At 62.8% G+C, this 11,051-nt stretch carries 10 protein-coding genes and 1 riboswitch; of the genes, 7 read left to right on the forward strand and 3 right to left on the reverse strand.

The annotated features are described in order from the left end of the window. The first annotated feature begins 181 nt into the window (after window positions 1–181). Window positions 182–576, forward strand: a riboswitch (cobalamin riboswitch). 318 nt (window positions 577–894) lie between these two features. From cobU to cobO, 4 genes are read left to right on the forward strand one after another with little or no spacing between them, the layout of a single operon-like run. Next, window positions 895–1,404, forward strand: coding sequence for a bifunctional adenosylcobinamide kinase/adenosylcobinamide-phosphate guanylyltransferase (gene cobU / locus FHX15_RS03495; RefSeq protein ID WP_184393706.1), 510 nt, complete (start codon window positions 895–897; stop codon window positions 1,402–1,404). A 4-nt stretch (window positions 1,405–1,408) separates the two neighbouring features. Continuing rightward, window positions 1,409–2,455, forward strand: a complete 1,047-nt coding sequence (gene cobW, locus FHX15_RS03500) for a cobalamin biosynthesis protein CobW (protein ID WP_184393707.1) — start codon at window positions 1,409–1,411, stop codon at window positions 2,453–2,455. Between the two features lie 9 nt (window positions 2,456–2,464). Further along, complete coding sequence (cobN, locus tag FHX15_RS03505; protein ID WP_246778856.1) at window positions 2,465–6,613, forward strand: cobaltochelatase subunit CobN; 4,149 nt, start codon at window positions 2,465–2,467, stop codon at window positions 6,611–6,613. Next, window positions 6,504–7,136 carry a cob(I)yrinic acid a,c-diamide adenosyltransferase gene (gene cobO, locus FHX15_RS03510; protein ID WP_184393708.1) on the forward strand — a complete coding sequence of 211 codons (633 nt, stop codon included), beginning with the start codon at window positions 6,504–6,506 and terminating at the stop codon, window positions 7,134–7,136. The genes cobN and cobO overlap by 110 nt, the downstream gene beginning before the upstream one ends. 3 nt (window positions 7,137–7,139) lie before the next feature. On the opposite strand, the gene FHX15_RS03515 is transcribed toward cobO, so the two are convergent. After that, a complete protein-coding gene (locus FHX15_RS03515) occupies window positions 7,140–7,934 on the reverse strand; it encodes a helix-turn-helix domain-containing protein (protein ID WP_184393709.1) in 795 nt (264 codons plus the stop codon). Continuing rightward, window positions 7,934–8,299 (reverse strand): nuclear transport factor 2 family protein, encoded by a 366-nt coding sequence (locus FHX15_RS03520; RefSeq protein WP_246778857.1) that lies wholly within the window; start codon window positions 8,297–8,299, stop codon window positions 7,934–7,936. Before FHX15_RS03520 ends, FHX15_RS03515 begins: the two co-directional genes overlap by 1 nt. Before the next feature lie 114 nt (window positions 8,300–8,413). On the opposite strand from FHX15_RS03520, the gene FHX15_RS03525 reads away from it, so the two are divergent. Continuing rightward, window positions 8,414–8,557, forward strand: coding sequence for a hypothetical protein (locus FHX15_RS03525; protein WP_246778858.1), 144 nt, complete (start codon window positions 8,414–8,416; stop codon window positions 8,555–8,557). Window positions 8,558–8,579: 22 nt separating this feature from the next. On the opposite strand, the gene FHX15_RS03530 is transcribed toward FHX15_RS03525, so the two are convergent. Further along, a complete protein-coding gene (locus tag FHX15_RS03530) occupies window positions 8,580–9,365 on the reverse strand; it encodes a TSUP family transporter (protein WP_184393711.1) in 786 nt (261 codons plus the stop codon). 116 nt (window positions 9,366–9,481) lie between these two features. Here FHX15_RS03530 and FHX15_RS03535 point away from each other — a divergent pair, with 116 nt between their 5' ends. Further along, complete coding sequence (locus FHX15_RS03535) at window positions 9,482–9,901, forward strand: cobalamin biosynthesis protein (RefSeq protein ID WP_184394021.1); 420 nt, start codon at window positions 9,482–9,484, stop codon at window positions 9,899–9,901. Between the two features lie 166 nt (window positions 9,902–10,067). Continuing rightward, window positions 10,068–11,018 carry a nucleoside hydrolase gene (locus FHX15_RS03540; RefSeq protein WP_184393713.1) on the forward strand — a complete coding sequence of 317 codons (951 nt, stop codon included), beginning with the start codon at window positions 10,068–10,070 and terminating at the stop codon, window positions 11,016–11,018. The last annotated feature ends 33 nt before the right edge of the window (window positions 11,019–11,051 follow it).

An 11,051-nucleotide genomic window follows, 5' to 3' on the forward strand; every position in this document is an offset into this window, starting at 1 on the left:
ACGGTCAAGGTGGCAGGCGGCACCCGCATGCTTGCCAATTGCGGCAAAATCCCGGCCAGACAGTAAAGTTTTTATGACGTAAGTTTTTGAATAAACACGATAATATTGGTAGTATAAGTAGAGATGAACCTCTGTGGCGCATTGAGCGGCAATTGACACCGGGGTTGCGTGCGCCTAACCATGAAACCATATAATGGATGGTTCCGGATCGGCCTGACGCCTTCCGGATGAAAAGGGAATGTGACGAGGCGGACCCAAACCGGGCGCCTTCATCACAGCCGACCCCGCGACTGTAGAGCAGTCAGGGTCTTCCGTCCGGCATTTCGACCGCCGCGCCGACGGCCCGCATCCTGCGGACGGGCAAGGCGGGACAGGTGCCGGAAAAGCCACTGGAAATGCATCGTGATCAGCCGGGGCAGGACGCCTCTCTTTCTACGAATCGTCCGCCTTTTCACGAGATGCAGCCGGGAAGGCGAGGCAGATCCGCTGGCACGATCAGGGGCGACCGGAGACGGTTGCCCCTATCGCGGCCGACAACTGCGAGCCAGGAGACCTGCCGTCCGTGCCGGGCATTGAGCCCATATTGGGTATTTTGCCCGCTGCCAGCACGGAGGTTGTCTTGGCTGAAGGATGTGATTCAGCGCTGCCTCGTGTGGTGCGATATAGCGGCGGCGGCGCGGTGCTTTCAGCCGCTTATGTCGAGTGTGCGATACCCCCCTCTGTCCTGCCGGACATCTCCCCCACAAGGGGGGAGATTGAATCGCGGCACGGGTCTCCCCAAACAATTGATGTAGGGCGACGGTCTCGCCTCTGGCCGATCTCCCCCCTTGTGGGGGAGATGTCCGGCAGGACAGAGGGGGATGCCACACTCTCTGCCGCAAGGGGCGTCCGCGCATGACCGCCACCTTCATCCTCGGCGGCGCGCGCTCCGGCAAATCCCGTTTCGCCGAGAACCTCATCACCACCAGCGGCCTCGAACGCCACTACATCGCCACCGGCCGCGCCTGGGACGACGAAATGCAGGCGCGCATCGACCAGCATAAGGCCGAACGTGGCCCAAGCTGGATCACCCATGAGGAACCGCTTGATCTCCCCGAGCGTCTGACCGCCATCGACGCGGAGGGCAGGGCGATCCTCGTCGATTGCCTGACACTGTGGCTCACCAATCTGATGATGGAGGGGCGCGATATCGCTGCCCCGTCCGCCGCCCTTGCCGCCTTTCTGCCTCACGCAAAGGCGCGGCTCGTCATCGTTTCCAATGAAGTGGGCCTCGGCATCGTGCCCGAGAACCGCATGGCGCGGGAGTTTCGCGACCATGCCGGCCGGTTGCACCAGATGATCGCGGCTTCCGCCTCGGACGTTTATTTCATCGCGGCAGGTCTGCCGCTGAAAATGAAGGGTTAGTTCCATGCAGCAGAAAATCCCCGCAACCGTGATCACCGGCTTTCTTGGCGCCGGCAAGACGACCATGATCCGCAACCTGCTCACCAATGCCGGCGGCAAGAAGATCGCGCTCATCATCAACGAGTTCGGCGATCTCGGCGTCGATGGCGATGTGCTGAAGGGCTGCGGTGCGGAAAACTGCACCGAGGACGACATCATCGAGCTCACCAATGGCTGTATCTGCTGTACGGTCGCCGACGATTTCATTCCGACCATGACGAAGCTTCTGGAGCGCGACCAGCGCCCTGACCATATCGTCATCGAAACCTCGGGCCTCGCTTTGCCGCAGCCGCTCGTCGCCGCCTTCAACTGGCCCGATATCCGCAGCGAAGTCACCGTCGACGGCGTCATTACCGTGGTGGATAGCGCAGCGGTTGCCGCCGGGCGCTTCGCCGATGACCACGATGCCGTCGATGCGCGCCGCGTGGAGGATGAATCGCTCGATCATGAAAGCCCGATCGAGGAATTGTTCGAGGATCAGCTGACATGCGCCGATCTGATCGTTCTCAACAAGACCGATCTGATCGACAGCGATGGCCTTGGCCGTGTGAAGAGCGAAGTCGCCTCGCGCATTGCACGCAAGCCTGTCATGATCGAAGCGAAGAACGGCGAGGTGCCGGCAAGCGTGCTGCTCGGCCTCGGCATCGGCACGGAAGACGATGTCGTCAACCGCAAGTCCCATCACGAGCTGGAGCATGAGGATGGTGAGCCACACGACCACGACGAATTCGACAGTTTCGTCGTCGAGCTTGGCGCTGTCTCGGATACATCAGGTTTCGTCGAGAAGCTGAAGGGCATCATCGCCGAGCATGACGTACTCCGGCTGAAAGGCTTCATCGATGTCTCCGGCAAGCCGATGCGTCTGCAGTTGCAGGCCGTAGGCGCCCGCATCGACCAGTATTTCGACCGCGCCTGGGCTCCGGCTGAAGTCCGCAACACGCGCCTCGTCGTCATTGGCCTGCACGAGATGGATCAGGGGGCGGTGCGCAATGCGATCGAAGCGCTCGTCTGAGGGTAATCAATGCATCTGCTTCTTGCTCAACAGGGGACGATCAACGACGGGGACGAGGCGATCGACCTTGGCCAGTCGCCGGGCGATATCCTGTTCCTGTCGGCCGCCGATACCGAGCTTGCGGCGATCGCCGCAGCTTACGCCAGCAGGTCGGCCGAGCATTCGCTGCGGCTCGCGAGCCTGATGAGCCTGAAGCATCCGATGTCGGTCGACACCTATGCAGAGCGGACCGCACGGCATGCGAAGCTGATCATCGTGCGGGCTCTGGGTGGGGCAAGTTATTTCCACTATGCGCTGGAGGCGCTGCATGCGGTAGCGGTGCGCAGCGGGGCGTTGATTGCGGTGCTGCCGGGGGATAGCAAGCCGGATGCAGGGCTGACGCCGTTTTCCAATGTGGCGCTGGAGGATTTGAATGCGCTCTGGGGATACCTAATCGAGGGCGGCAATGCCAATGCGCGGGGGTTTCTCGCCTATGCGGCCGCGATGCTCTCGGGAGAAGAAAAGCCGGCACCGGCTGTACCGCTGATGAAGGCCGGGGTCTGGTGGCCGGGGCGGGGGCTCGTTGGGACTGATGAGTGGAAGGGGCTGGCCGATTCTGTCGTCTCCCCAGCGGGGAGAAGATGCCCGACAGGGCAGATGAGGGGGGCGAGCGACGGAGAGACGGAGCAACAGGAGCACGATTTCGAGGTTTGTGGGGAGGCCCCCTCATCCGACCCTTCGGGCCACCTTCTCCCCGCCGGGGAGAAGGGACACGCAGCACCCGTCGTCGCCATCGCATTCTACCGCGCACTCGTCCAAAGCGGCGAAACCCGCCCCGTCGAAGCCCTGATCGAAGCCCTGCAGGCGAAAGGCCTGCGCCCGCTGCCGGTTTTCGCCTACAGCCTCAAGGATCCCATCTCCAAAGGCATCCTCGAAAGCATCTTCGCCGAACTCAACCCCGATGTCGTCATCAATACGACAGGCTTTGCGGTCTCCGCCCCCGGTGCCGATCGTGAACCGACGGTGCTGGAGGCCAATGACGCCGTCGTGCTGCAGGCTATCTTTTCGGCCTCGTCGCGGGAGGCGTGGACAGCCTCTTCGCAGGGGCTTTCGGCCCGCGATCTCGGCATGAATGTCGCGCTGCCGGAGGTGGATGGAAGGGTGCTGTCGCGTGCCGTCTCCTTCAAGGCTGCCGCTCGCTACGATGCAGCGGTCGAGGCCAATATGGTTTCCAGCGAGCCGGATGCCGGACGCATGGCCTATGTCGCAGCCCTTGCCGCCAATTGGGCGCGGCTGCGGCAGCGGCCGGTTTCGAAGCGGCGGGTCGCGCTGGTCATGGCGAACTATCCGAACCGGGACGGACGGCTCGGCAATGGCGTCGGGCTGGATACGCCCGCCGGCACCATCGAGGTGATGCGGGCGATGGAGGAAGCCGGCTATCCTGTCGCCGATATTCCTGATGATGGTGATGCGCTGATGCGGCACCTGATGGCGGGGCCGACCAATTCCGGTTTCGACGGCAAGGTGGTGCGCGAGACGCTTTCCTTGAGTCGATACAAGCGCTTCTTCTCATCTCTTCCCGTTCAGATTCAGGATGAGGTGACGGCGCGTTGGGGTGATCCCGAGGCCGATCCCTATATCCGCGATGATGCGTTCGCGCTGCCCTTCGCGCGGTTTGGCGGATTGCTGATCGGCATCCAGCCGGCGCGCGGCCATGATATCGATCCCAAGGAAAGCTATCATTCGCCGGATCTCGTGCCGCCGCACGGCTATTTCGCCTTCTATGCCTTCCTGCGCGAAGAGTTCGGCGCTGACGCGGTGATCCACATGGGCAAGCACGGCAATCTGGAATGGCTGCCGGGCAAGTCGCTGGCGTTGTCGGAGACCTGCTATCCCGAAGCGATCCTCGGGCCGGTGCCGCATCTCTACCCCTTCATCGTCAACGATCCCGGCGAGGGCACGCAGGCCAAGCGCCGCACGGGTGCCGTCATTATCGACCATCTGACGCCGCCGCTGACGCGGGCCGAAAGCTACGGGCCGCTCAAGGATCTGGAGGCGCTGGTCGATGAATATTACGAGGCTTCGGGCGGCGACCCCCGGCGGATCCGATTGCTTTCGCGACAGATCCTCGAGCTTGTTGCGGATATCGGGCTGGATCGGGATGCGGGGATTGCCAAGGGCGAGAGCGAAGGCGAGGCGTTGAAGAAGCTCGATGCCTATCTCTGCGATCTCAAGGAAATGCAGATCCGTGACGGGCTGCATGTGTTCGGGGTGTCGCCCGGGGGGCGGTTGCTGACGGATCTCACCGTGGCGCTGGCGCGGGTGCCGCGTGGGTTGGGTGAGGGTGGGGATGCCAGTTTGCAGCGGGCGATTGCGGGGGATGCGTTGAAAAACCCCTCCCCAACCCCTCCCCACAAGGGGGAGGGACTTAGCCTCGCACTCGCGGCAAGTTCAGTGGTCTTAGACGAGGTGGAGGCGGTGCGTCCAGCAAGCCCCTCCCACCTGTGGGGAGGGGTTGGGGAGGGGGCTTCTTTCGACCCTCTCGACTGCGATACAGCCGCCATCTGGACTGGCCTCAAACCACCAATCCTCGCCGATGTCACCGACGCCCCCTGGCGCACCAACGGCGACACGGTCGAGCGCATCGAGCTGCTCGCCGCCAAGCTCGTTTCCGGCGAAATGAACTGCCCACCCTTCTGGTCGCAAACCAGAGTCGTGCTCGACGAAATCAAATCCCGCCTGAAGCCCTCCATCCTCGCCTGCGGTCCCGCCGAAATCGCCAGCCTGCTGCGCGGCCTCGATGGCCGTTTTGTGCCTCCCGGGCCATCCGGCGCACCGACGCGCGGGCGGCCGGATGTGCTGCCGACGGGGCGGAATTTCTACTCGGTGGATAGCCGGGCGGTGCCGACACCGGCCGCCTACGAGCTCGGCAAGAAATCGGCCGAACTGCTGATCCGCCGCTACGCGCAGGATCACGGCGACTGGCCCGTCTGCTTCGGGCTGACGGCCTGGGGCACCTCCAATATGCGCACCGGCGGCGATGATATCGCTCAGGCGTTGGCGCTGATCGGCGTCAAGCCGGTCTGGGACATGGCTTCGCGGCGCGTCACCGGCTACGAAATCATTCCGCCGGCCATGCTGCGGCGGCCGCGGGTGGATGTGACGTTGCGCATCTCCGGCTTCTTCCGCGACGCCTTTCCAGAGCAGATCGCGCTTTTCGACAAGGCGATCCGTGCGGTTGGGGCGCTGGAAGAAGATGCCGCCGATAATCCGATTGCCGAGCGCATGCGGGGCGAGGCGGCGCGGCTGACGGCTGCCGGGCTCGATGAGAAGGCGGCGGCGAAGCGGGCAGGGTATCGCATCTTTGGCTCGAAGCCGGGCGCCTACGGTGCCGGGCTGCAGGCGCTGATCGACGAGAAGGGCTGGGAGAGGAGGGCGGATCTCGCCGAAGCCTATCTCGTCTGGGGCAGCTATGCCTATGGTGCGGGTGACGAAGGCAAGGCCGAGCGCGGCGTCTTCGAGGAGCGGCTGCGGTCCATCCAGGCTGTCGTGCAGAACCAGGACAATCGGGAGCACGACCTGCTCGACAGCGACGATTACTACCAGTTCGAAGGCGGCATGGCGGCGGCGGCCGAGGCGTTGGGCGGGGCGCGGCCAGCGATCTATCACAATGACCATTCGCGGCCGGAGAAGCCGGTCATCCGCTCGCTGGAAGAAGAGATCGGGCGGGTGGTGCGCGGGCGCGTCGTCAATCCGAAATGGATCGAGGGCGTCATGCGCCACGGCTATAAGGGCGCTTTCGAGATTGCGGCGACGGTCGATTATCTCTTCGCCTTTGCGGCGACGACGGGCGCCGTCGGCAACCATCATTTCGAGGCTGTCTATCAGGCCTTCGTCGCCGATCCTAAGGTGCGCGATTTCATGGCCGAGAAGAACCCGGCTGCGCTTTCCGAGATGAAGGAGCGGCTCATGGAGGCGATCGAGCGCAAGCTCTGGACGCCGCGCAGCAACTCGGCGCGATTCGATCTCACAGACATCAACGAAACTAAGAAGAAAGCAGGCAGCCATCATGAGCGAAGAGCCAGTCGTACCAGCCGAAAAGGACGATGCCCGTCACGCCGAGAAAATGGCAAAGAAGAAGGCCGCCCGCGACAAGATCATGGCGACCAAGACGGATGAGAAAGGCCTGATCATCGTTCATACCGGCAAGGGCAAGGGCAAGTCGTCGGCCGCCTTCGGTATGATCTTCCGCCATATCGCCCACGGCAAGCCTTCGGCGGTCGTGCAGTTCATCAAGGGCGCGATGTGGACGGGCGAGCGCGACCTGATCGAGAAGCATTTTTCCGATCTCTGCCAGTTCCATACGATGGGCGAGGGTTTTACATGGGAAACGCAGGACCGGGCGCGCGATGTGGCGGCTGCCCGTGCTGCCTGGGAAAAGGCCAAGGAGCTGATCCGCGACGAGCGCAATTCCATGGTGCTGCTCGACGAGATCAATATCGCGCTGCGCTACGACTATCTCGATATCAACGAGGTGGTGGAATTCCTGAAGAACGAGAAGCCTTACATGACGCATGTCGTGCTGACGGGGCGCAATGCCAAGGAGGAACTGATCGAGATCGCCGATCTCGTGACCGAGATGGAACTCGTCAAACATCCCTTCCGCTCCGGCATCAAGGGGCAACCGGGCGTCGAATTTTGATCCTTAATTGGCGAGATGGCCACGCAGGATCGCGGCCGTTTCCTCATCGGCCGGGAAGAGGGTTTCGATCGCCAGTTCCGACAGCGTGATATCGACAGGCGTGCCGAAGACGGTCGTTGTCGAGATGAAGGAGAGCAGGCCGGCTTTGGTCGAAAGCTGTAAGGGCACAGCGATGCCTGCGAGGTCGGCATGGGCTTCGCCGGTGGCTTCCGGAGCGGGGTAGCACAGAAGCTCTCTCAACAGCCTTTCCAGAACGGGATCGCCCGAGACCGGTATCTGCTGGCGCAGGCGGTCGAGAAGGTGGGCGCGCCATTCGGAGAGATTTGCGATCCGGGGCGCGAGGCCAGCCGGATGCAGGCTGAGCCGCAGAATGTTGACGGGCGGTTCCAGCAAGGATCGATCGGCGACGGCTTCGAGCAGCGGTGCGATTGCGGCGTTACCGGCAACGAGCGTCCAATGGCGGTCGATGGCTATCGCCGGGAAGGGTTCGTGACCTTTCAGAACCATGTCGATTGCCCTGCGGGCCGGTTCAAGGGCGGGATCATCCAGCTTGCGTTCGGCGAAAACAGGGGCGAAACCCGCGGCGAGGAGCAGCGGATTCCGGTCGCGCAGCGGCACGCCCAGGCGTTCGGCCAGATGCAGCAGCATCTCACGGCTCGGGGTCGAGCGCCCGCTCTCGATAAAGCTCAGATGCCGTTGGGAAATATCGGCCTCCAGCGCGAGGTCCAGCTGGCTCATACGGCGGCGCCGGCGCCATTCGCGCAGCTGGTCTCCAAGAGAGCGGGCGGTCGGCGTCATCAAGCGGCTTCCGGCAATTGATCAATGAAGCCGCGGACGGATTTCAGCTTGCCGCCTTCGAGTTCGGCAAAATCCGTGCCCTTGATCATCGCTTCGCCATTTTCCGGGCCGAGGCCCCAGGAGAAGCGCAAGACATCGCCATAGCCGTCGGGCGAGCCGATCAGCTCGAAGCGGAAGCCGGGGAAGCGGCTCTGCACGGCCTCGACAAGCGAGTTAATCTGCTCATGGCCTTCGCCACGCATCAGCGGATCGACATAGGTTGCGGAATCCGCCCAGCTCTCGGCGATGAGAGCGCGGCGGCGGGTGGCATCCGTCTCGTTCCAGATGGCGAGGTAGCGCTGGGCGTTGGTGGTTGCGTCGTTCATCGGGTCATCTCCTTTTGATCGCCCGTCAATTCCAGGCAGGGCGATCATCAGCGAAGCGGTGCACCCTATCAATTACGCGGGAGGTAAAGGAAGCGGGATTAGCGCGAGGTCGCGGTGCTGAATACGGCCGCCTATGCGGGCCAGAAAGGCATCAACATCATCTTTCCGGTCGACGGCATCTCATCGACCGATCCCTACGCCGAGCAATATGTCGCCTGGCACTTTGCGCGCCAGGTGTTTCGGCCAAGACGGTGCTGACGACCATTGACGAGATCAAATTCTAGACGCCAAGCCAGACGCGCAACGGGTTTGCAGGGTTGGAGAGCAGCTTCATCGCAAAGGCGATGCAGACGATAACGAGCAGCGGCTTGATGAGCTTTGCGCCGATGCGCATGGCAAGCCGCGAGCCGAGCTGCGCGCCGAGGAACTGGCAGACGCCCATCAGCAGGCCGATCTTCCAGAGAGTTGCGCCGAAGCTTGCGAAGATAACGAGAGCGCCGAAATTCGAGCCGAGATTGAGAAGCTTGGTATGGGCGGTCGCCTTCAGCATACCGAAGCCGGCAAGGGTTACGAATGCCAGCATGAAGAAGGAGCCGGTGCCGGGGCCGAAGACGCCATCGTAGAAGCCGATCACGGGCACCAGCGTCAGGCCGAAGAGGAAGGGCGTCATTCGGCGGTGCGTGTCTGAATCGTTGAGGTTCGGCTTGACGGCGAAGAAGATGGCGATCGCGACCAGCAGCACCGGCATGATCGCCTGCAGCACCTGGCCGGGAACGAGTGTGGCAAGGGCTGCGCCCAGCGATCCTCCCATGACGGCCATCAGCGCCATGGGCAATTGGTCCGAGAGCTGCACATGGCCCTTGCGGGCATAGGCAATGGTGGCCGAGGCTGCGCCGAAAAGCGACTGCACCTTGTTGGTGCCGAGCGTCTGCAGCGGCGGGATGCCTGCGATCAGCATGGCGGGAACGGTGATGAGGCCGCCGCCGCCGGCAATGGAATCGACGAAACCGGCAAAGAAGGCAGCCGCGCAGAGCAGCAGAAGCAGATGGAAGGCAATGTCAGGCAACAGGGTATTCCGGGAAGGGCATTCGGAGCGGGAGCTTTCGGGCCAGCCTTGTTGCATTTCCGGCCCCAAGCTGCAATGGCTCCTGTGACACAGCAGGGCGTAATCGGCTGATGGGAATAAGCGACATCACCATTGATGAGACGAAGCGGCATGTGCTTGGCCTAGGTTGCGAGCGCGGGACGCCTGATAGCGAGGTGATGGCGCTTGCCGTCGAGGCGTTGAAGGCAGTCGGTATCAGCGGGGCGGAGCTTGCGGCTGTTGCCTCGATCGACAGCCGGAGCAAAGAGGCGGCGATCCTTGCCGTTGCCGCGCATTTTTCCGTGCCTGCCGCGTACTTCGATGCGGCGCGGCTGGAAGAGGAGACGCCGCGGCTCAAAAATCCCTCCACGGTCGTCTTTGCCCGTGTCGGCTGCCACGGGGTGGCGGAAGCGGCAGCGCTCGCGGCTCTAGGCGCGGATGCGGAGCTGCTGCTCGGCAAGATCAAATCTCGACATGCGACAGCGGCCGTCGCCCGCATCGGGTTGCAGAAAGCCTGACGGGCGTTATGGTGGCGCATCTCGCGGCGCCTTCCGGCTGCCGGCGATTCGAATCCGGAGCATTTTCGTTTCTTGAATCACGAATATGCTCTATCCCTTTGTTTTCACGCAATTCCTGGCGCTGTGCGGTTGCGTGCTTTTGCCGGAATTGCTCTGGAGGATACATATGCACAAGGTCATTTATGACACCGACCCGGGCGTCGATGACGCGATGGCGCTGCTTTTCCTGCACCGCCATCCGGAGATCGATCTTATCGGCATCACCACCGTCTTCGGCAATGCGTCGGTCGAGACGACGACGCGCAACGCGCTGTTCCTGAAGCGGGAATGGGATATTGCGGCTCCGGTCGCCAAGGGCGCCAGTGTCACCGTCGATCCCAACCGCCACGAACGTCCGTGGCCGACCATGGTGCATGGCGAAAACGGTCTCGGCGATATGCCGGTGCCCGATCTTATCGACCTGCCGCTCGATCCGCGTCCGGCGCATCGCTTCATCATCGAGACGGTGCGCGCCAATCCTGGCGAGGTGACGTTAGTCGCCGTCGGGCGCATGACGAACCTGGCGCTGGTGCTGAAGGAAGATCCCGAAATAGCTGGTCTCGTGAAGGGCGTCGTCATCATGGGCGGCAATTTCTACGTTCCGGGCAATGTCTCGCCGGTGGCCGAAGCCAATATTCATGGCGATCCGGAAGCGGCCGATATCGTGCTGACCGCGCCGTGGAAGGTCGTCGTCATCGGTCTCGATGTCACCGCGGTCACCACGATGAGCCGTACTTATTTGCGCGGAATGGCGGACAAGGGCGACAAGGCAGTCAAGCAGCTCGACGAGCTCTCGCAGTCCTATATCGACTTCTACAAGCACGCTGTTGAAGACGGCATGATGGTGCATGACAGCTGCGCCGCCGTCTATGTCGTGGCCCCCGAATTGTTCACCACGATCACGGGTGCGGTGCGCGTCGTCTGCGGTGGCATCGCGGACGGCCAGACGATCGTCAAGCCGGATGGCCGCCGCTTCCCGGCCGGTGACTGGGATGGGTTGCCGAGCCAGGTCGTTGCCACGGGCATCGAGTCGGAAAAGGTGATCAATCTGATCCGCGATACGCTTCTGCGCGCCTGATTGTGTGAAACGGGCCGGCCGCATGATTTGCGG

The sequence above is a fragment of the Rhizobium sp. BK650 genome, from assembly GCF_014195325.1.
Classification (GTDB): Bacteria; Pseudomonadota; Alphaproteobacteria; order Rhizobiales; family Rhizobiaceae; genus Rhizobium.

Coding starts and splice junctions, on each gene's coding strand:
- cobU (WP_184393706.1), top strand. CDS start 895: ATGACCGCCACCTTCATCCTCGGCGGCGCGCGCTCCGGCAAATCCCGT.
- cobW (WP_184393707.1), top strand. CDS start 1,409: ATGCAGCAGAAAATCCCCGCAACCGTGATCACCGGCTTTCTTGGCGCC.
- cobN (WP_246778856.1), top strand. CDS start 2,465: ATGCATCTGCTTCTTGCTCAACAGGGGACGATCAACGACGGGGACGAG.
- cobO (WP_184393708.1), top strand. CDS start 6,504: ATGAGCGAAGAGCCAGTCGTACCAGCCGAAAAGGACGATGCCCGTCAC.
- FHX15_RS03515 (WP_184393709.1), bottom strand. CDS start 7,934: ATGACGCCGACCGCCCGCTCTCTTGGAGACCAGCTGCGCGAATGGCGC.
- FHX15_RS03520 (WP_246778857.1), bottom strand. CDS start 8,299: ATGAACGACGCAACCACCAACGCCCAGCGCTACCTCGCCATCTGGAAC.
- FHX15_RS03540 (WP_184393713.1), top strand. CDS start 10,068: ATGCACAAGGTCATTTATGACACCGACCCGGGCGTCGATGACGCGATG.